Source organism: Micromonospora sp. CA-248089, from assembly GCF_050948515.1.
Taxonomy (GTDB): Bacteria; Actinomycetota; Actinomycetes; order Mycobacteriales; family Micromonosporaceae; genus Micromonospora.
In genome coordinates, this window is the sequence record NZ_CP192016.1 from 6081297 (window position 1) to 6099555 (window position 18259).

Annotated in this window: 19 protein-coding genes; 6 read left to right on the top strand and 13 right to left on the bottom strand. The window is 73.4% G+C overall.

Annotated elements, in window-relative coordinates:
- Positions 1 to 26: 26 nt before the first annotated feature.
- Positions 27 to 1427 (bottom strand): PQQ-binding-like beta-propeller repeat protein, encoded by a 1401-nt coding sequence (locus ACQP26_RS28525; RefSeq protein ID WP_433496217.1) that lies wholly within the window; start codon positions 1425 to 1427, stop codon positions 27 to 29.
- A gap of 157 nt (positions 1428 to 1584) precedes the next feature.
- Positions 1585 to 2073, bottom strand: coding sequence for an Lrp/AsnC family transcriptional regulator (locus ACQP26_RS28530; RefSeq protein WP_269703705.1), 489 nt, complete (start codon positions 2071 to 2073; stop codon positions 1585 to 1587).
- A gap of 140 nt (positions 2074 to 2213) precedes the next feature.
- Between ACQP26_RS28530 and hppD the strand changes: the two genes are divergently transcribed.
- From hppD to hisC, 4 genes are read left to right on the top strand one after another with little or no spacing between them, the layout of a single operon-like run.
- The gene (gene hppD, locus ACQP26_RS28535) at positions 2214 to 3419 is read left to right on the top strand and encodes a 4-hydroxyphenylpyruvate dioxygenase (RefSeq protein WP_013288921.1); all 1206 of its coding nucleotides are present in this window, start codon (positions 2214 to 2216) and stop codon (positions 3417 to 3419) included.
- Positions 3420 to 3429: 10 nt separating this feature from the next.
- Positions 3430 to 4134, top strand: coding sequence for an RDD family protein (locus ACQP26_RS28540; protein ID WP_433494455.1), 705 nt, complete (start codon positions 3430 to 3432; stop codon positions 4132 to 4134).
- A gap of 55 nt (positions 4135 to 4189) precedes the next feature.
- A complete protein-coding gene (locus ACQP26_RS28545) occupies positions 4190 to 5203 on the top strand; it encodes an RDD family protein (protein WP_433494456.1) in 1014 nt (337 codons plus the stop codon).
- The gene (hisC, locus tag ACQP26_RS28550; protein ID WP_269703698.1) at positions 5200 to 6303 is read left to right on the top strand and encodes a histidinol-phosphate transaminase; all 1104 of its coding nucleotides are present in this window, start codon (positions 5200 to 5202) and stop codon (positions 6301 to 6303) included. Before ACQP26_RS28545 ends, hisC begins: the two co-directional genes overlap by 4 nt.
- 58 nt (positions 6304 to 6361) lie before the next feature.
- Here the strand turns inward: hisC and ACQP26_RS28555 are convergent, their stop codons facing one another.
- The 5 genes from ACQP26_RS28555 to ACQP26_RS28575 all read right to left on the bottom strand — a co-directional run bounded on the left by ACQP26_RS28555 (position 6362) and on the right by ACQP26_RS28575 (position 10720).
- Positions 6362 to 7612 carry a PQQ-binding-like beta-propeller repeat protein gene (locus tag ACQP26_RS28555; RefSeq protein ID WP_433494457.1) on the bottom strand — a complete coding sequence of 417 codons (1251 nt, stop codon included), beginning with the start codon at positions 7610 to 7612 and terminating at the stop codon, positions 6362 to 6364.
- 67 nt (positions 7613 to 7679) lie between these two features.
- Complete coding sequence (locus ACQP26_RS28560) at positions 7680 to 8162, bottom strand: SRPBCC family protein (protein ID WP_433494458.1); 483 nt, start codon at positions 8160 to 8162, stop codon at positions 7680 to 7682.
- Between the two features lie 111 nt (positions 8163 to 8273).
- The gene (locus tag ACQP26_RS28565; protein WP_433494459.1) at positions 8274 to 8483 is read right to left on the bottom strand and encodes a DUF397 domain-containing protein; all 210 of its coding nucleotides are present in this window, start codon (positions 8481 to 8483) and stop codon (positions 8274 to 8276) included.
- Between the two features lie 174 nt (positions 8484 to 8657).
- Positions 8658 to 9857 (bottom strand): fumarylacetoacetase, encoded by a 1200-nt coding sequence (fahA, locus tag ACQP26_RS28570; RefSeq protein WP_433494460.1) that lies wholly within the window; start codon positions 9855 to 9857, stop codon positions 8658 to 8660.
- Entirely contained in the window at positions 9854 to 10720 is an 867-nt protein-coding gene (locus tag ACQP26_RS28575) for a hypothetical protein (protein WP_433494461.1), read from the bottom strand. Before ACQP26_RS28575 ends, fahA begins: the two co-directional genes overlap by 4 nt.
- Before the next feature lie 94 nt (positions 10721 to 10814).
- Between ACQP26_RS28575 and ACQP26_RS28580 the strand changes: the two genes are divergently transcribed.
- Entirely contained in the window at positions 10815 to 11981 is a 1167-nt protein-coding gene (locus tag ACQP26_RS28580; protein ID WP_269703688.1) for a homogentisate 1,2-dioxygenase, read from the top strand.
- A 55-nt stretch (positions 11982 to 12036) separates the two neighbouring features.
- On the opposite strand, the gene ACQP26_RS28585 is transcribed toward ACQP26_RS28580, so the two are convergent.
- From ACQP26_RS28585 to ACQP26_RS28595, 3 genes are read right to left on the bottom strand one after another with little or no spacing between them, the layout of a single operon-like run.
- Positions 12037 to 13077 carry an NAD(P)-dependent alcohol dehydrogenase gene (locus tag ACQP26_RS28585; protein ID WP_281579587.1) on the bottom strand — a complete coding sequence of 347 codons (1041 nt, stop codon included), beginning with the start codon at positions 13075 to 13077 and terminating at the stop codon, positions 12037 to 12039.
- Between the two features lie 45 nt (positions 13078 to 13122).
- Complete coding sequence (locus tag ACQP26_RS28590) at positions 13123 to 14130, bottom strand: tetratricopeptide repeat protein (protein ID WP_433494462.1); 1008 nt, start codon at positions 14128 to 14130, stop codon at positions 13123 to 13125.
- Positions 14131 to 14180: 50 nt separating this feature from the next.
- Positions 14181 to 15533 carry a BTAD domain-containing putative transcriptional regulator gene (locus ACQP26_RS28595; RefSeq protein ID WP_269703685.1) on the bottom strand — a complete coding sequence of 451 codons (1353 nt, stop codon included), beginning with the start codon at positions 15531 to 15533 and terminating at the stop codon, positions 14181 to 14183.
- Between the two features lie 174 nt (positions 15534 to 15707).
- On the opposite strand from ACQP26_RS28595, the gene ACQP26_RS28600 reads away from it, so the two are divergent.
- On the top strand, positions 15708 to 16238 hold the full coding sequence (locus ACQP26_RS28600) for a hypothetical protein (RefSeq protein WP_269703683.1): 531 nt from the start codon (positions 15708 to 15710) through the stop codon (positions 16236 to 16238).
- Positions 16239 to 16275: 37 nt separating this feature from the next.
- On the opposite strand, the gene ispF is transcribed toward ACQP26_RS28600, so the two are convergent.
- The 3 genes from ispF to ACQP26_RS28615 are packed head-to-tail and all read right to left on the bottom strand — an operon-like array spanning position 16276 to position 18043.
- A complete protein-coding gene (ispF, locus tag ACQP26_RS28605) occupies positions 16276 to 16758 on the bottom strand; it encodes a 2-C-methyl-D-erythritol 2,4-cyclodiphosphate synthase (protein ID WP_269703681.1) in 483 nt (160 codons plus the stop codon).
- Between the two features lie 50 nt (positions 16759 to 16808).
- The gene (gene ispD, locus ACQP26_RS28610; protein ID WP_269703679.1) at positions 16809 to 17504 is read right to left on the bottom strand and encodes a 2-C-methyl-D-erythritol 4-phosphate cytidylyltransferase; all 696 of its coding nucleotides are present in this window, start codon (positions 17502 to 17504) and stop codon (positions 16809 to 16811) included.
- 53 nt (positions 17505 to 17557) lie between these two features.
- Positions 17558 to 18043, bottom strand: coding sequence for a CarD family transcriptional regulator (locus tag ACQP26_RS28615; RefSeq protein ID WP_013288937.1), 486 nt, complete (start codon positions 18041 to 18043; stop codon positions 17558 to 17560).
- Positions 18044 to 18259 lie beyond the last annotated feature (216 nt).

The window sequence follows — 18259 nt, forward strand, 5'->3', positions numbered from 1 at the left end:
TCGTGGGACGACGCTCTCACCCGGTGTCACTTGCCGTCAGCGCAGAGTTCCCGTTTCGGCCCGCAACTGCCCTGGTCGCTCGGCGGCCGCCAGCTTCCGTCCGGGTCCGGCGCCACCGGAGCGCCGTCCTGGCCCGGCCCCGGCGCCTCGCCCGTGCCGGCGCCCCAGCGGACGTACCCGATCTCCCGCCCCTCGCCGATGATCATGCCGTTCGGGCCGACCGCCAGCGCGTTCGCCGAGGTCCGCAGCTCGACCAGCACCCGGCCCTCCCGCGGCTCGACCGCGATCAGCCGGGACGGCTTCTCCTCGCTGATCACCGCCGCGTACGGAGTGAGCGCCGCACCGCTCTTGCCGCCCGCCGGCCGGGTCCAGCGGGTCCGGTCGGCCGACAGTTCCCGGCCCAGCAGCGAGTCCTTGTCGGCGCTGCGCACCACCGCGTAGCGGTCGTCCACGGCGAGCAGCTTCTCGCCGTCCGCGCCGACCTGCAGCAGCCGGCCGTCGTACCCGTCGAGCACCGCCTCCCGCCCGTCCGGGGCGACCCCGATGATCACGTTGCGACCGCCCTGCGGATCCTCCCGCTGCACGCAGCCGGCGTAGTCGGCGGTGCGCAGGTTGATCCCGGTACGCCGCCACACCTGCTGGCCGGTCGCCGGGTCCACCGCGGTGACCGCGTAGTAGCAGCTCCCGTCGCGGGAGGTGGCCGCGATCCGCAGCAGCCGCCCGCCGACCACGGCGAGCCGCTCCTCCCGGCCCGGCTGGACGTTCTGGAGCACCCGCCCGGTGGCGGTGTCCACCACGTGCACCCGGCCGTCGACCGGGAAGCCGAGCAGCGGCGGGACGGACTCCGGCCCGGCCACCCCGCCGTCGATCCGGGTGGCGCCGAGCCGCCGGGTGCCGAGGAGTTCCGGGTTGTCGGCGAGTACGCCGCTGTGCACGCCGGGCAGGAACGCGCTCCACAGCGGAGCGGTGCCGCGCGGGTCCCAGGCGCGCAGCGTGCAGTCGGTGGCCTGCACGCAGTACGCGTCGAGCAGCAGGTTCCGGTAGGTCCAGACGGCAATCGCGCGGTCGTCGCGGCGGCGGGTCACGCCGCTGACCGGGTCGAGCACCTCGTACCCCTTGTCGAGCAGCTTGCCCACGGCGACGACCGACTCCCGGCCGTTGCCCGCGACCGCCGACCAGTCGGCCTTGCGCTCCCACAGCTGGCCGCCGTCGGCGAGGTTGCGCGCCTCGATGCGGGTGCGCTGCTCGACGATCACGGTGTCGCCGGCGATGGTGACGCTGCGCGGCGTGCCGCCGACGCGCTGCTGCCAGACCACGTCCGGCTCGCTGATCGGCTTGCTGCGGTCGACCCAGTCCCAGAGCGCCGGGAACGGGTTCCAGACGCCTGTCGCGGCGAGGACGACCACGGTGACGAGCCCGAGCAGCAACCAGCCGCGTATCCCTAGGCCCTTCACACCGCACACGGTAGCGACGATCACCGGTCCCTCGTGCCGCGTGCGGTGCGTGTCGCGGCGCTTCTTGCATGGTCCGGGGTGTTAATAAGGGGCCCTTCCACCTCCGAATGCGTTAACAGGGGGCCCTTCCTTACCCGCGGGCGGCGGAGCGGACCAGCGGGAGCGTGCGGTACGGGATCTGCTCGGCCAGCGCGATGATGGTGGACGCGCGCCGGATGCCCTCGGAGGCGACGATCTGGTCGATGACCCGCTGGAGGTCGGTGTTCGAGCGGGCGACGATCCGGCAGAGCAGGTCGCTGGAGCCGGTGATGGTGTGCGCCTCCAGCACCTCGGGGATCGCGGCCAGGTGCGAGGTGACCTGGTCGTGGCCGTGCCGCTGGCTGATCTCCAGCGTGACGAAGCTGGTCACCCCGAAGCCGATCGCGGCGGGCGTGATGTCCGGCCCGAACCCGGTGACCACTCCCCGGCCGACGAGCTTGTCGAGCCGGGCCTGGACCGTGCCCCGGGCGACACCGAGGCGCCGGGAGCACTCCAGCACGCCGATCCGGGGCTCCTCCGCGAGCAGTTCGATCAAGCGGGCGTCCAGTTCGTCGAGCTGTACATCCTGACCAGTGTTCATGGTGTCCGACGGTACCGAATGCACAACCTGACCAGGAATAACGCCAACTGTTGCCCAACTCACCGCAGTCCGTAGATCCTCGCCGGAAGAGCACATCCACGGCGGCCTACGAGGCCGGCCGGTACGCGAGGGAGGCCACCATGACCCAGGCGATCGACCGACCCCAGTCGACCGAGGAGGTCGACGTCGACGCTCTCGTCGGCGCAGTCGACCACGACATCACCCGCGACCCGTTCCCGGTCAAGGGCATGGACCACGTCCACTTCCTGGTGGGCAACGCCAAGCAGGCCGCGCACTACTACTCCACCGCGTTCGGCATGACCTGCGTGGCGTACCGGGGGCCGGAGCAGGGCTACCGCGACCACGCGCAGTACGTGCTCACCAGCGGTTCGGCCCGCTTCGTGCTGACCGGCGCGGTCCGCCCGGATGCCGACGGCGCCGAGCACGTGGCGAAGCACAGCGACGGTGTCTCCGACATCGCGCTGGAGGTGCCGGACGTGGACGCCGCGTACGCGCACGCCGTGGCGCAGGGCGCGACCGGCCTGGTCGAGCCGCACGACGTCAGCGACGAGCACGGCACCGTGCGGATGGCGTCCATCGCCGCGTACGGCGACACCCGGCACAGCCTGGTCGACCGGTCCCGCTACACCGGCCCGTTCCTGCCCGGCTTCGTCGCTCGCGGCCCGATCGTGGACCGCCAGCCGATGATCGACGCCGGCCTCCAGCCGAAGCGGTTCTTCCAGGCGGTCGACCACGTGGTCGGCAACGTGGAGCTGGGCCGGATGGACGAGTGGGTCGAGTTCTACAAGCGGGTCATGGGCTTCTCGAACATGGCCGAGTTCATCGGCGACGACATCGCCACCGACTACTCGGCGCTGATGAGCAAGGTCGTCGCCAACGGCACCCGCAAGGTGAAGTTCCCGCTGAACGAGCCGGCCGTGGCCCGCAAGAAGTCGCAGATCGACGAGTACCTGGAGTTCTACCAGGGCCCCGGCGCCCAGCACATCGCGGTGGCCACCAACGACATCCTGGCCAGCGTGGACGCCATGCGGGCGGCGGGCGTCGAGTTCCTGGACACCCCGGACTCGTACTACGAGGACCCGGAGCTGCGCGCCCGCATCGGCAACGTCCGGGTGCCGATCGAGGAGCTCCAGTCCCGCAAGATCCTGGTCGACCGGGACGAGGACGGCTACCTGCTCCAGATCTTCACCAAGCCGGTGCAGGACCGCCCCACCGTCTTCTTCGAGCTGATCGAGCGGCACGGCTCGCTCGGCTTCGGCAAGGGCAACTTCAAGGCCCTGTTCGAGGCGATCGAGCGCGAGCAGGAGAAGCGCGGGAACCTGTAACACTGTCCGCGTGACCCAGCCTGCTCCGAACCCGACGCCGCCGCCCGCCGGACATCCACCCGCGGGCGGCGGCTTCGCGCCGCCCGGCGGACCGGCGGTGCCCGCACAGCACATGCCGCCGGGGTACGCCGGGCCGCCCGGCTACCCGCCGCCCGGTTACCCCCCGCCCGGGTACGCCCCGATGCCCCTCCCGCCTCCGGTGGCGCCGAACGGGCAGCCGCTGGCGGGCTTCGGTGACCGGCTGCTCGCCTACCTGATCGACACCGCCGTCGCCATGGCGGTGACGCTGGTGCTGTTCGTGCCCGTCTTCTTCCTCGTCGTCTTCCGGATGATCGACGAGATCGAGCAGGCCGGCCCGAACGGCCCCGACCCGGCCGAACTCTGGACGGGCTTGCTCCTGCCGCTGTTCGCCGCCGAGCTCGGGGTCCTGCTGCTGATGCTCGCCTTCTACTGGCTCTACCACGTCGAGTACGCCCGCCGGACCGGGCAGACGCTGGGCAAGAAGGTGATGAAGCTGCGGATCGTGCCGCTGCAGCCGGACACCACCCTGACCCGGGGGATGCTCGGCAAACGCTGGGTCGTCGAGTTCGCCGGCGGGATGTTCGTGCCGTTCCTCAGCTACCTCGACGGTTTCTGGCAACTCTGGGACAAGCCCTGGCAGCAGTGCCTCCACGACAAGTTCGCCGGAACCGTCGTCGTTAAGGTTGGCCCGTGAGCGCGAGGAGTGAGCCGGGTCTGCGAGCCCCGCAGTCGGGAACAAGGACGGCATCGTGAGTTTGGAACCTGGCTGGTACGTCGACCCCGCCGATCCGGAGACCCGCCGCTGGTGGGACGGCGAGGGGTGGATCGGCGCGCCGATCCCGGTCGACGTCACCCCGCCCGACGGCCCGCCGCCCGCCGAACCCGAGCCCGCGCCGGCCACCGCGACGCCCGCCGCCGACCACCAGGCCGCGCGTACCGGCGGCCGTCCCGACGCGACGCCGACGTCCGGCACGCCGGGCGGACCGAGCCCGTGGCCGGGCCAGCCGGGTCAGCCGGGGCAACCGGGTCAGGCAGGGCCGTGGCCGGGGCAGCCGGGTCCGGCGAACCCGTGGCCGGGGCAGCCCGGACAGCCGGGTCAGCCGGGCACGCAGGGACCGCCGCCGGGCTGGCCGTACCCGCACTGGCCAGGTGCGCAGCCGGTCCCGCGTCCGCACGGGCTGCCGCTGGCGTCGTACGGCGCCCGGCTGGTCGCGCGCCTGATCGACTTCGGCGTGGTGTTCCTGCTCAACGGCGTGGTCAACGGCTGGTTCGTCTGGCGCTACGTCGAGGCGGTCTCCCCGTACCTGCGCGAATCGGTGCGCCGGGCGCTCAACGGTGACACGTCCACGGACGGGCTGCCCCAGATCGACGAGCAGGCCGGCGGCCTCCAGATCGCCATCCTGGTGATCGCCACCGCGCTCTGGTACGCGTACGAGGTGCCGTCGATGGCGGCGCGCGGTCAGACCTTCGGCAAGCGGCTGATGGGCATTCGCGCGCTGCCGGTCGAGGCGGACCAGCCGCTCGGCTTCGGCCGGGCCACCCGGCGCTGGAGCACGCTCGGCCTGCCGACGCTGCTCTGGTACTGCTGCGGGCTGGGCCTGGTGCTCCAGCTCATCGACGCGGTATCGCCCCTGTTCGACCACCCCCTGCGCCAGGCCCTGCACGACAAGCGGGCGCAGACGGTGGTGGTCCAGCTTCCCCGCAAGCGTGACCCCCGTACCGCCCCGCCCGAGAGCGCCGACACCCCGGGAGACACCCCATGACCGAGACCGGACGCCAGCAGCCCGCGCTGCGGCTCACCCGCGCCGACCTGGACGCGCTGCCGAACTACGTGCCCGGCCGCAGCCCGGCCGACCTGGCCCGCGAGCTGGGCCTGGCGGAGGCGATCAAGCTGGCCAGCAACGAGGTGCCGTACGGCCCGCTGCCGGGCGTGGTCGAGGCGGTCGCCGAGGCGGTGGCCGGTTCGCACCGCTATCCGGACATGGGCGTGGTGGCGCTGCGTCAGGCGCTCGCCGAGCGGTACGGCGTGGACGCCGACCGGATCGCCACCGGCTGCGGTTCGGTGGCGCTGGCCGAGCACCTGGTGCGCGCCACCTGCCTGCCCGGTGACGAGCTGCTCTACTCGTGGCGCTCCTTCGAGGCGTACCCGATCATCGCGGCGACCAGCGGCGCGACGAGCGTGCGGGTGCCGAACGACGCCGGCCACGGCCACGACCTGGACGCGATGGCGGCGGCGGTGACCGACCGGACCCGGATGGTCCTGGTCTGCAACCCGAACAACCCGACCGGTACGGCGGTGCGCCGGGCCGAGCTGGACCGTTTCCTCGACGCGATGCCGGACGACGTGCTCGTGGTGATCGACGAGGCGTACCGGGAGTTCGTCACCGACCCCGAGGTGCCGGACGGCCTGACCTACCTGGACCGGCCGAACGTGGCGGTGCTGCGCACGCTGTCCAAGGCGTGGGGCCTGGCCGGCCTGCGGATCGGCTGGCTGGTCGCGGCGCCGGAGGTGGCCGCCGCGGTGCGCAAGGTGGTCACCCCGTTCTCCACCAGCATGGCCGCCCAGGCCGGTGCGCTGGCCGCGCTGGCGCAGGCCGACGAGGTGGAGCGCCGGTGCGCGCTGGTCGTGGCCGAGCGGGACCGGGTCACCGAGGCGCTGCGCAAGTTCGTGCCGGACGTGCCGGACAGCCAGGCCAACTTCGTCTGGCTGCCGCTGGGCGAGCGGGCGGTGGAGTTCGGCCGGGCGTGCGAGGCGCGTGGCGTGATCGTCCGGCCGTTCCCGGGCGACGGGGTACGGGTCACCATCGGTACCCCGGCCGAGAACGACGCGTTCCTGGCCGCCGCCGAGGCCGCGCTGGCCTGACCGGGCGCGCCCGGCGCCGGTCCGTCAACCCCCTACGGACCGGCGCCGGGCGTCCGGATCAGGTCACGGCGAGCAGCACCGGCTCGGCCATCAGGAAGTAGCCCTGGTCGTCGTCCTCCGGCGAGGCGGTCTCCCGCAGCCGCTCCACCGCGACGTAGCCGTCCACCGCGTACGCCCGGCCCGGCTTCCAGCCGATCCCGTCCCGTCCCAGGTCGAGCACGAAACTGGACCGGGTGGTGCCGGTCAGCGGGTCCACGGTGACCAGTTCCCGCCGGTCGGTCAGCAGATGCACCCGCCCCGGCTCGGTCGCGAGCACCCGGGCCGGATGGATGTCCGCCCGGCGCCACAGCTCCTCGCCGGTACGCGCCGAACGCCCGACCACCACCGGGCCGGACGTGTCCACCGCCCGCTCGCCGTCCAGCACGGTGTCCGGGTGGTCCAGGCCCGGCGCGGCGGCCGGCTCGCCCGGGTCGATCACCAGCCAACCCCGGCTGCCCGCGCCGTCCGGCCCGGCGGTACGCAGCCCGCGACAGCCGGAGTGCCCGTACGGGCAGCCCACCGGCGTGACCACGAGCTGCTCCGGCGCGTCCGGCGGCCGCCAGCGGGTCCGCACCGTACCGGTCGCCGCGTCCCGCAGCTCGACCGCGGGCGGCCCGTCGCAGCGGTCCACCCCGACCAGTTCGCCGCTGGCTGTCGTACCCACGTCGGTCCGGCAGTCGCGGGGCAGGTCGGCGCGCCAGAGCCGGCGGCCGTCGGCGAGGTCGTACCCGCCGAGCCCGCCGGGACCCGCCGAGACCAGCACGGACCGGCCGGCGGAACGCGCCACGTGCAGCCCGGCCGGGTCCCAGACCGTGCCGGCGTAGGTCCGCCTCGGCTCCGACACCGACCGAGGCTCCGGGCCGTCGGCCCGCCAGGCGACCCGCCCGGTACGCGCGTCCAGCGCCACCAGCCTGCCGTCGGACCAGCGGCTGACCACAGTGGTCCCCTCGGCGAGCACTCCGACCAGCGTCGCCGGCCAGCGGCGGAAGGACCAGAACGGGGTGACCCGGTGCCGACCGGTGGCCGGCTGGTCCGCGTACACCTGGCGGGCGCCCGCGTAGACGCGGAGCCGGCCGTCCACGACGAGCGGCGCCACCGGCAGCCGCGCGAGCACCCCGGCGGTCGGCGCGGGCGCCGCCGGGTACGGCTTCCGGGCCGGGGTGTCGACCTCGGCGGGCGCCAGCACCCGGACGACCACGGCGACCGACGCCGCGACGGCGAGTACCGCCACCAGCGCCACCACGGCCCGCCGCCTCGCGGCCTTCGCCATCCGTCACCTCCGCCCCGGCACCCTACCGGCCGCGTGCGGACCGGGTACGGGGAGCGGCCGGGTCGGCTCAGGCGGCCTCGGTGGATCGGGCGGTACCGGCGGCCAGCGCCAGGTCGGCCAGGTCACGCCGGAGCGCGCCCTCGACCGCGCGGGCGGCCAGGCCGCCGAGGATCAGGGCCAGCACCCGCCCGTACGCCCGGGTCGGCACCGCCTCGTGCTCGACGGTCACCTCGGTGCAGCCGCGCCGCCGTCGCTCGACGGTGCGCAGCGTCCAGGTGATCCGGTAGTCGGCGCCCGCGCCGCGCGACCCGAGCACCAGGCGGCCGGGCGCGACCGCCTCGATCACCTCGAACTCCTCGGGTTCGGTGCCGCCGTCCGGCCGGACGCGGATCTCCCGCCACACACTGCCCGGCCCGAACCCACCGGGGCCGGCGACCTCGACCGCGTCCACCGCCGAGAGCCAGTCGGCGCGGGCCGGGAGGTCGGTGAGGAGCCGCCACAGGTCGGCGTCCTGCGCTTCGATGAATGCGGAAACGGTCACCGTCGACATGGCACCTCCCGTGTCGTACACGGTACGGGCCGTGACGGGAAACGGGGAGCCTCCCGGTGACATTTCCACTACCGGTGCCCCGGCCGGGGCACCGGTGTGGCGCACGAGCGGTCAGCCGCCGATCGTGCCGCTCCGCAGCGCGGTGACGAACGCCGCCCAGCCCGGCGGGCTCACCGCGAGCGCGGGGCCGTCCGGGTCCTTCGAGTCGCGTACGCCCACCACGCCGTGCGCGGCGACCACGTTCGTCGCCACCTCGACGCAGAGGCCCTGATCGTTCGAGCGGCTACTGGTACGCCAGACGGCACCGGTCAACTCGGTCATGCTCGGTCCTTCCTGTTCGGCTTGCCCCGGTACGCCCCCCGACCCGGTGCCGACAGCACTCCGACTCGACCTGGAGGCGCCGCCCGGGGCGTACGTGATCCGGAGCGATCAACGCCGAAGGAAACGGCCCCGGTCGCACTACGGGTGCGACCGGGGCCATCGGAAGGCCGGATGTCAGCGGGCCGGCAGGATGGTCCCGGTGACCTCGCCCAACGCGACAGTGGTGCCGTCCGGGCCGGGCGCGGTGGCGGTGATCGTCACCGTGTCGCCGTCCTCCAGGAACGTCCGCTCGCTGCCGTCGGCGAACTTGACCGGCTCGGACCCGCCCCAGGTCAGCTCCAGGAACGACCCGACCTGGCCGCGCTCCGGACCGGAGACGGTGCCGGAGGCGTAGAGGTCGCCGGTACGCAGCGACGCGCCGTTGACGGTGAGGTGCGCGAGCTGCTGGGCCGGGGTCCAGTACATGCCGGCGAACGGCGGCTCGGCGACCCGCTCGCCGTTCCACTGCACCGACAGCGTCAGGTCCAGCCCGAGGTGCGGGGTGGCGCGCAGGTAGTCCTGCACCGGCGGGTCCTGGTCGGGCGCCGGTACGAACGCGTCGGCAAGCGCCTCCAGCGGCGTCACCCAGGCCGAGACCGAGGTGGCGAACGACTTGCCGAGGAACGGTCCGAGCGGCTGGTACTCCCACGCCTGGATGTCCCGGGCCGACCAGTCGTTGACGAGCACCACGCCGAACACGTGGTCGGCGAAGTCGGCCACCGCCACCCGGTCGCCGAGCCGGCTCGGCACACCCACCACGAAGCCCACCTCGGCCTCGATGTCCAGCCGGACCGAGGCGCCCGTGGTGGGGCCCTGCGCGCTGGCCCGCTGGCCCGCTGGGCGTACCACAGGGGTGCCGGAGACGACCACGGTGCCGGCCCGGCCGTGGTAGCCGATCGGCACGTGCTTCCAGTTCGGCAGCAGCGGCGGCTGCCCGGGCCGGAAGATCTGCCCGACGTTCGAGGCGTGGTGCTCCGAGGAGTAGAAGTCGACGTAGTCGGCCACCTCGAACGGCAGCGCCATCTCGACCTCACGCAGCGGCACCAGCAGCGGCTCGACCGCCGGCCGGTGCTCCGGGTCGGTGAGCAGCTCGACGACCCGCTGCCGGACCGCCGTCCACTGCGGGCGGCCGAGCGCCATGAAGGCGTTGAGCGTCGGCTCACCCAGCGCGCCGCCGGCCAGCACCAGACCGGCCGCCTCCGCGCCGGCCAGGTCCAGCGCGACGTCGCCGATGCGGACGCCGATGCGCGGCTCACCCTCGCCGTGCCGGAACACGCCGTACGGCAGGTTCGTCACCCCGTACGGCGACCCCGCCGCTCCTGGTACCCAGGTCATGCCTCGTAGCCTCCGTTCACCAGCCCCAGCCGGATCAGATCGGTCAGTGGTTCGGAGATGCTGCACGAGCCGTACCCCACCCAGAGCGGGCGCTCGGCGTCGCGGTGCGCCCGGGCCGGCTCGACCACGCGTACCGGGTCGGTGGCGGCGAGCAGCTCGGCCACGCCGTCCACCTCGGCGCCCCCGACGGCGGCGAGCGTCGCGCCCAGCACGTTGACGAAACCGTGGTGGGTGAAGCCGGTCTCCGGGTCGCGGTGCCGGATCGCGTGGTGCAGGCCGGCGGTGAGCTTGAACGGCAGCTTCCGGTCGCGGCAGGCGCAGATCACCGCGGCCAGCTCGACCGGGGTGGGGAACAGCTCGGCGGCGAGCCCGCCGGTACGGAACTTGGCCGCCACCGGCAGCCCGCCGGCGCGTGCCTCGGCGAGCGCGTCGAGCGCGCCCATCAGCCCGAAGGTCAGCGGGATCTCCGCGTACACGCCGGTGCCGTCCAGCCGGCCGGCGAGTGTCATAAGCTCGGCCAGCCCGGGTTGCGGGTCCTCGCCGCGCTTGGCCACCGGCGCCTCGATCTGCCGGGCGGTCACCCCGTGGGGCGCGAGCGCTTCCAGCGCCTGCGGGAGCTGGTCCAGCCCGGTGTCGCCGATCAGGCCGATGACCAAACCTTCGGCCGGGTCCACCAGGCCGCTCAGCGACCCGCGCTGGATCTCCGAGGCGGGCAGCAGCAGCGGGCCGACCATGTCGGCGTACCAGGCGGTGCGGTGGGTGCGGTGCGCGGTCACCGCGTCGGGCAGCGGGGCGTTGCCGGGCGGGAAGACCGCGGCGTCGTCCACCAGGCCGGAGAGGAGGCGGGGCACCTGCGTTGACACGAGACAAGAATGTACGGGACGCTACGAGGAACGGACAACCGCGTCCGATTATCGGACGCCACCGGCCGGAGAACGGGACATATCGGGAGGCGAGATGCCGTACTACCGCAGCGTCGGCGACGTGCCGCGCAAGCGCCACACCCAGTTCCGCCAGCCCGACGGCACGCTCTACGCCGAGGAACTGGTCGGCCAGGAGGGCTTCTCCTCCGACTCGTCGCTGCTCTACCACCGGCACGCGCCGACCGCGATCCTCGCCGCGCAGGAGTACGCCCCGCCCACCGTCACCCGCCTGCCGAACCTGCCGCTCAAGCCGCGCCACCTGCGCACGCACAAGCTCGACGGCACCGGCGCGGACCCGGTGCTCGGCCGGCAGTACCTACTCGCCAACGACGACGTGCGGATCGCGTACGTGCTCGCCGACCGGCCGTCGCCGCTGTTCCGCGACGCCACCGGCGACCACTGCCTCTACCTGGAGGCCGGGTCGATGCGGGTCGAGTCGCCGTTCGGCGTGCTCGACGCGGTCGCCGGCGACTACGTCGTCATCCCCACCTCGACCATCCACCGCCTGGTGCCCACCGGTGACGAACCGACCCGGCTGCTCGCCGTCGAGGCGTCCGGCCACATCGGGCCACCCAAGCGATACCTCTCCGTACGCGGGCAGTTCCTCGAGCACGCGCCCTACTGCGAGCGCGACGTCCGCGGACCGGACACCCCGCTGCTCGTCGACGGCGAGGAGGTCGAGGTGCTGGTCAGACACCGCCGCGGTTGGACGAGGTACGTCTACGCCAACCACCCGTTCGACGTGGTCGGCTGGGACGGGCACATGTACCCGTGGGCGTTCTCCATCCACGACTTCGAGCCGATCACCGGGCGGATCCACCAGCCGCCGCCCGTGCACCAGACGTTCCAGGGCCCGAACTTCGTGATCTGCTCGTTCGTGCCGCGCAAGGTGGACTACCACCCGGCCGCCATCCCGGTGCCGTACAACCACCACAACGTCGACTCGGACGAGATGCTGTTCTACACCGGCGGCAACTACGAGGCCCGGCGCGGCTCCGGCATCGAGCAGGGCTCGATCTCGCTGCACCCGTCCGGGTTCACCCACGGCCCGCAGCCGGGCGCGGCCGAGCGGTCGATCGGGGCGGAGTTCTTCGACGAGCTGGCGGTCATGGTGGACACGTTCCGCCCGCTGGACCTCTGCGACGCGGCCGCCGCCTGCGAGGACGACGGCTACGCCTGGACCTGGGCGCGCAAGTCCTGACGTACGCGAGAAGGGGCCGCGCCCGGCACGGACGCGGCCCCTTCTCACGTGGTCGTCAGAACGTGGACGCGTCGATGACGAAGCGGTAGCGCACGTCGGAGGCGAGCACCCGCTCGTACGCCTCGTTGATCTTGTCGGCGCCGATCACCTCGATCTCGGCGCCCAGCCCGTGCTCGGCGCAGAAATCGAGCATCTCCTGGGTCTCCGCGATGCCGCCGATGCTCGACCCGGCGAACGACCGCCGGCCCGGGATCAGCGAGAACGCGTGCACCGACAGCGGCTTCTCCGGGGCGCCCACGTTGACGAGCGTCCCGTCCACCGCCAGCAGCCGCAGGTACGCGTCCATGTCGAGGGTCGCGCTCACCGTGTTGATGATCAGGTCGAACGAGCCGGCCAGCTCGCGGAACGTCTCCTCGTCCGAGGTCGCGTAGTAGTGGTCGGCGCCGAGCCGCAGCCCGTCCTCCCGCTTCTTCAGCGACTGCGACAGCACCGTCACCTCGGCGCCCATCGCGTGGGCCAGCTTCACGGCCATGTGGCCGAGACCGCCCATGCCGATCACCGCCACCCGGCGGCCGGGCCCGGCGTTCCAGTGCCGCAGCGGCGAGTACGTGGTGATGCCGGCGCAGAGCAGCGGCGCGGCGGCGTCCAGCTCGATGCCGTCCGGGATGCGCAGCACGAAGTCCTCGGTGACCACGATGGCCTGCGAGTAGCCGCCCTGGGTCGGCTCGCCGTCCCGGCCCACCCCGCCGTACGTGCCGGTGCTTCCCTTGAGGCAGTACTGCTCCAGCCCCTTGCGGCAGCTGTCGCACTCCCGGCAGGAGTCGACCAGGCAGCCGACGCCGACCCGGTCGCCGACGGCGAACTTCGTGACCGCGGAGCCGACCTCCCGCACCACGCCCGCGATCTCGTGACCCACCACGATCGGGTAGCGGGTCGGGCCCCACTCGCTGCGCGCGGTGTGGATGTCGGAGTGGCAGATGCCGGAGAACTTGATGTCGATGAGAACGTCGTCCGGTCCGAGATCCCGCCGCTCGATGGTGGTCGGAGCGAGCGGTTCGGTCGCGGACGTCGCCGCGTAGGCGTTGACGGTGAGCACTGAGTCCCGCTTCCTTCAGCCGGTGTTTCCGGTCCTCCTACCCTCTCACCGGCGAGCGAAAGCGGTGAATCCGGCCACCACCGACGCGGTGATCGCCCCGACCAGCGGCCACGGGCCCCCGACCAGCGCGTACGCGAGCAGCAGCACCACCGCGGCGGCAGCCGCGTAGACCGGCACGACCAGGCCGCGCGCCATCGCCTCCCGCAGGCCGGGCCGCCACGTCGCCGGGCGCCGCAGCAGCACCGCCACCCCGCCCACCGCCAGCACCGCGAACAGCCGGGACGCGCCCGGCGAGGCCGGGGCCAGGGCGCCGACCAGCACGCTCGCGACCAGGGACAAACCGGCCACCGACAGCAGGAGCCGCCGGATGCCGTCGTCCACGGTCCGTGCCGGGTCGGGCCGCGCCACGGGCAGGTCCGCCATCGCGGTCAGGTGTTCCAGCGTCTCGGCGTACCGGCGGCGTTCCAGCCGGGCCACGCCCACGTCCTGCCCCGCCTCACCCAGCTCCGGGTCCAGCCGCAGCGCCTCCCGGTAGGCCCGCTCGGCCAGGTCGAACAGTTGCAGCCGCACCGCGACCAGGCCGAGCACCAGGTGCGCCTCCGGCTCGTCCGGCGACAGCTCGACACCCCGCCACGCCGCGTCCAGCGCCGCCTGCCCGTTGCGCGACGCGGAGAGGATGGCGGCGGCGCTGCGCTGCGCGTACGCGTCGCCCGGCGCACGGGCCAGGATCTCGTCGGCGGTCGCCGCGGCGGGCTTCCAGCGTTCGAGGTCGAGCAGCGCGAACCCGCGCGCCACGAGCAGCGGCACCGCCTCGGGGCCGGCGGTTGCCTTCTCGACTGCGGTTTCGGCGACGGCGAGCGCCTCGGCCGGCTGGTCGGCGGCCAGGTGCATCCGGGCCAGCATGGTCAACGCGGGCACGTGCGCCGGCTCGGTCGCGATCAGCGCGGTGAGTTCGCCGATCCCCTCGTCGTAGCGCCCCAGCTCGGCGAGCAGGTGGGCACGTTGCAGGTAGCCGTCGGCAGCGGACTGGTCGGGAGCGGCGTCACTCGGCATCCCGGCGAGCGTATCCGCCCGGCCCCACCGCGCGCCGAGGGTGCCCGGCGTCAGGCACTCCGGCAGGACGCGCCCGCCCGGCCGCCGCACGTCCCCAGACTGCACCACCGGCGCAGTCCGCTCTCGTCCAGGAACAGCCACCCGCACCGCCGGTCCGGGCAGACCCGCACCGTGAACCGGGCCGGATCGGCGAGCAGTTGTGCGCCGCTGAACGCGGCGGCGTGCACCGGCAGCCGCAGCCCGGCGGCAAGGTCCGGCCACCAGCGGCCGCGTCCGTCGGCCTCACGCCGGAAGACGAGCGTACGGGCGGCGGCCTCGGCGGCCCGCGCGACCGTCTCGAAGGCCGGGCCGTCGTCCGGGTCGACCAGGCTGGCGTAGAGCGCCGCGCGGAGCGTACGGGCCTCGTCGAGCACCTCCTCCGCCGCTCCCGGGTCACGGCGCGCGAGGTGCAGCAGGCGGTTCGTCGAGACCTCGTCCACCAGCCCGACATGGCCGGCCCAGACGGCAAGGGTGCGGTAGCCGCGCAGCCACTCGGCGCCGGGCATCGGAGGCTCGTGCCCCCACCCGGCGAGGGTGTTGCAGAAGTCCAGGGCCGGATGGCCGCCCACGCTCCACGGCAGGCTCTCGTCGCCGACCCGGATCTCGTGCATCGGCCGGGCGGCCCGGTCCAGCCGGTCGTCGCCCGCGAGCACCCGGCGCTGCACCTCCCGGAGGCGGGGTCCCGGCTCGACGCCGAAGTCGGCCGCGAGCAGGTCCCGGGTGGCGCGGTAGAGGCGCAGCGCGTCGGCCCGCCGGGCGCCCCGGTAGAGGGCGGTCATCAGGACCGCCACGAGATGCTCCCGCGTCGGGTGCTGGGCGGCCAGCGGCATCAGGTCCGCGATCGCCCGCGTGTGCCGGCCCAGCGCGAGCTGGGCCTCGGCCCGTAGTTCCACGGCGACGAGGCGAAGTTCCTCGACCGTGCCGTGCAGCCGGTCCCGCAGCTCGTCGTCCGCCGCGTCGGCGAGCAACGGCCCGCGCCAGAGGGCGAGCGCCCGGTCGAGCGACCGCACCCGCTCGGCGGGATCGGTGGTCCGCCCGGCCGCCCGGACCAACTCGGCGAACTCGTCGACGTCGACCCGGTGCCCGTCCTCCTCCACCGCGTAGCCCTCGCCCCGGGTGCTGATCAACACCCCGTACGGATGGAGCGAGCCCCGCAGCCGCCCGATGTACGTCTGCACCGCACTGCGCGCCGTGGCCGGCGGCCGGCCGTTCCAGAGCAGGTCGATGAGGCGGTCGGTCGGCACCACCCGGCCCACGTCGAGCAGCAGCACCCCGAGCAGGCAACGCTCCTGGCGGCGGCTGCCGACCTCGACCGGCCGGCCGTCGTGGCGGGCCTCGAACGGCCCGAGCAGGCGGAACTCCATACCGAACAGGACGACCCGGTACCGGCCCGGGGTTGTCGCCCGACGGTGATCGCGTGGTGAGGAACCCGGCCGGCCGGGTCCGTTCGCCCGACGCCTGCCGCGCGGCGCGGTGAGCCGGTGGTGAGCGGGCCCGGCGATGCTCGCCGCCCGGACCAGCGAGGGATGGAGTGGAACATGCGGTTCAGGATGAGTATCGCGGTGGCGAGCGTCGTGGTGGCGGTGGTCGCGGCCCTACCAGGCTCGGCGTCCGCTGCGCCGGAGCGGCATCCCGCCCCCGGGGCCTGGGAACCCGCACCCCAGGAGCCGTTCGAGATGCCGGCGGGCGCGCGGTGCGAGTTCGCGGTACGGGTCGAGCCGATCGTGGACGAGGTGCGGAAACTGACGATCGAGACCTATCCGGACGGCGCGCCGAAGCGGGAGTTGTTCACCGGCGCTCTGATCAACCGGGTGACGAACCTGGAGACCGGTGCCACCTCGACGGCGGACGCGAGCGGCACCTCGCTCGTCGTCTACCGCCCCGACGGCTCGATGACCTGGTACGTGACCGGGCCGGTGCTGCTCGGCTTCCGGGAGAACGCCGGCACGCTGCCGAAGGGGCTGTGGATCGTCGACGGTCAGTTCCGGGTGGAGTTCTCCCCCACCTACGACAAGACCATCACGATGCTCCACGGCACGACTCACAACGTCTGCACCGACGTCGACTGATCGGGTGACGCGGTGGCCGGCGTCCCCGGTCACCGCGTCAGTCGGCCGGAGCCTCGTAGACCAGGGCAACCGCGATCCCGGCCAGCCCCTCTCCGCGCCCGGTGAAGCCCAGGCCGTCGGTGGTGGCCGCGGAGACGGTCACCGGCGCGCCCACCGCCTCGGAGAGCACCCGCTGCGCCTCCTCCCGGCGCGGCCCGATCTTCGGGCGGTTGCCGACGACCTGCACGGACACGTTGCCGATCCGGAAGCCCGCCGCCCGTACCCGGCGCGCGCTCTCGGTCAGCAGCGCCACCCCGGGCGCGCCGGCCCACTCCGGCTGGTCCACGCCGAAGTTCGCGCCCAGGTCACCGAGACCGGCGGCGGAGAGCAGGGCGTTGCAGGCGGCGTGCGCCGCCACGTCGGCGTCCGAGTGACCGGCCAGGCCGTCCTGGTCCGGCCAGTGCAGGCCCGCGACCCAGCAGGGCCGCCCGGCCGCGAACGCGTGCACGTCGGTGCCGACAGCCACCCGAGGAACGATCATGACCAGAGGGTACGCGCCGCGGATCCCGGGAGCCGGGTGGACGACGGCCGTCAGGCGCCTGTGGTCAGGAGGTGTTCGGCGAGGGCCATGTCGAACGGGCGGGTGATCTTCAGGGCCAGCTCGGAGCCGGGCACGCACATGACCGCGCCGCCCTGCTTCTCGATCAGCCCGGCGTCGTCGGTGAGCGCGTCGCCCGCCGACCGGTGGGCCGTGAGCAGCACCGAGCGGCGGAAGCCCTGCGGCGTCTGGACCGCCCGCAGCGCCGACCTGTCGACGGTGCCGAGCACACGCTCGGCCGCGTCGACCTCCTTGATCGTGTCGACCACCGGCAGCACCGGGATCACCGCGTCGTGCCCGTCGCGGACCGCCGCCGCCACCGACTCGACCAGGTGGGGCGGGGTGAGCGCACGGGCCGCGTCGTGCACCAGGACGATCTCCGGACCGGCGGGAACGGCAGCGAGGGCCGCTGCCACCGACTCCTGGCGTTCGGCGCCACCGGGAACCACCGTCACCGGGGCGACGGGGGCGAGCATCGCGCGTACCGCCTCGACCTCGGTCGCCGGTGCGGCCACCACGATCGTGTGCACCGAGGGCGCGGCGGCGAGCCGGCGGACCGCGTGCACCAGCAGCGGCTCGCCGGCGAGCAACCGGAGTGCCTTGGGGGCGCCGGGTCCGAGGCGTACTCCGGCACCTGCCGCAGGAACGAGGACCGCGACGTCACCGCGCGGATTGAGCTGCGCGGTCACGTCGCGGTCCTCGGATTCGTTCGCTGCGGGGTGGGTAGAGGCAGAGGCGTGGATCAGGCCTCGGTCAGCACCTTGTCGAGCAGCGTCTCGGCCTCGTCCTTCGTGCTCTTCTCCGCCAGCGCGACCTCGCCGACGAGGATGTCACGGGCCTTGGCGAGCATCCGCTTCTCGCCCGCCGACAGGCCCCGCTCCCGCTCCCGGCGCCACAGGTCGCGGACGACCTCGGCCACCTTCAGCGGGTTACCGGAGGCCAGCTTCTCCAGATTCGCCTTGTAACGCCGCGACCAGTTGGTCGGCTCCTCGGTGTGCGGTGCACGGAGCACGTCGAAGACCTTGCCCAGGCCCTCTTCGCCAACCACTTCGCGCACACCCACGATCTCGGCGTTCTCGGCGGGCACCCGGACCGTCAGGTCACCCTGTGCGACCCTCAGGACGAGGTATTCCCTGGGCTCGCCCTTGATGACCCGAGTCTCGATTGCCTCGATGAGTGCGGCCCCGTGGTGGGGGTAAACAACGGTCTCGCCGACACTGAAAACCATAGGTTCGAAACCCCTTTCGCTGTGTCTAGGGTAACACGCTCAGGCACCGATGTCTCACCGCTGTCCTGATCGTTGGCGCAGCTCAGGGGCCCTGTGAGAGGTATTTCTTCAGCTTGACAGGCGGTCAAACCGATGCTTTCGACACGCTCCGTGAGGAACACGTGACAACCCGGTAAGGGGTGACGGGAGCGTCCAGATCTAGGGCGATGCGCTCCT

Coding starts and splice junctions, on each gene's coding strand:
- ACQP26_RS28530 (WP_269703705.1), bottom strand. CDS start 2,073: ATGAACACTGGTCAGGATGTACAGCTCGACGAACTGGACGCCCGCTTG.
- hppD (WP_013288921.1), top strand. CDS start 2,214: ATGACCCAGGCGATCGACCGACCCCAGTCGACCGAGGAGGTCGACGTC.
- hisC (WP_269703698.1), top strand. CDS start 5,200: ATGACCGAGACCGGACGCCAGCAGCCCGCGCTGCGGCTCACCCGCGCC.
- ACQP26_RS28555 (WP_433494457.1), bottom strand. CDS start 7,612: ATGGCGAAGGCCGCGAGGCGGCGGGCCGTGGTGGCGCTGGTGGCGGTA.
- ACQP26_RS28560 (WP_433494458.1), bottom strand. CDS start 8,162: ATGTCGACGGTGACCGTTTCCGCATTCATCGAAGCGCAGGACGCCGAC.
- ACQP26_RS28565 (WP_433494459.1), bottom strand. CDS start 8,483: ATGACCGAGTTGACCGGTGCCGTCTGGCGTACCAGTAGCCGCTCGAAC.
- fahA (WP_433494460.1), bottom strand. CDS start 9,857: ATGACCTGGGTACCAGGAGCGGCGGGGTCGCCGTACGGGGTGACGAAC.
- ACQP26_RS28580 (WP_269703688.1), top strand. CDS start 10,815: ATGCCGTACTACCGCAGCGTCGGCGACGTGCCGCGCAAGCGCCACACC.
- ACQP26_RS28590 (WP_433494462.1), bottom strand. CDS start 14,130: ATGCCGAGTGACGCCGCTCCCGACCAGTCCGCTGCCGACGGCTACCTG.
- ACQP26_RS28595 (WP_269703685.1), bottom strand. CDS start 15,533: ATGGAGTTCCGCCTGCTCGGGCCGTTCGAGGCCCGCCACGACGGCCGG.
- ACQP26_RS28600 (WP_269703683.1), top strand. CDS start 15,708: ATGCGGTTCAGGATGAGTATCGCGGTGGCGAGCGTCGTGGTGGCGGTG.
- ispF (WP_269703681.1), bottom strand. CDS start 16,758: ATGATCGTTCCTCGGGTGGCTGTCGGCACCGACGTGCACGCGTTCGCG.
- ACQP26_RS28615 (WP_013288937.1), bottom strand. CDS start 18,043: ATGGTTTTCAGTGTCGGCGAGACCGTTGTTTACCCCCACCACGGGGCC.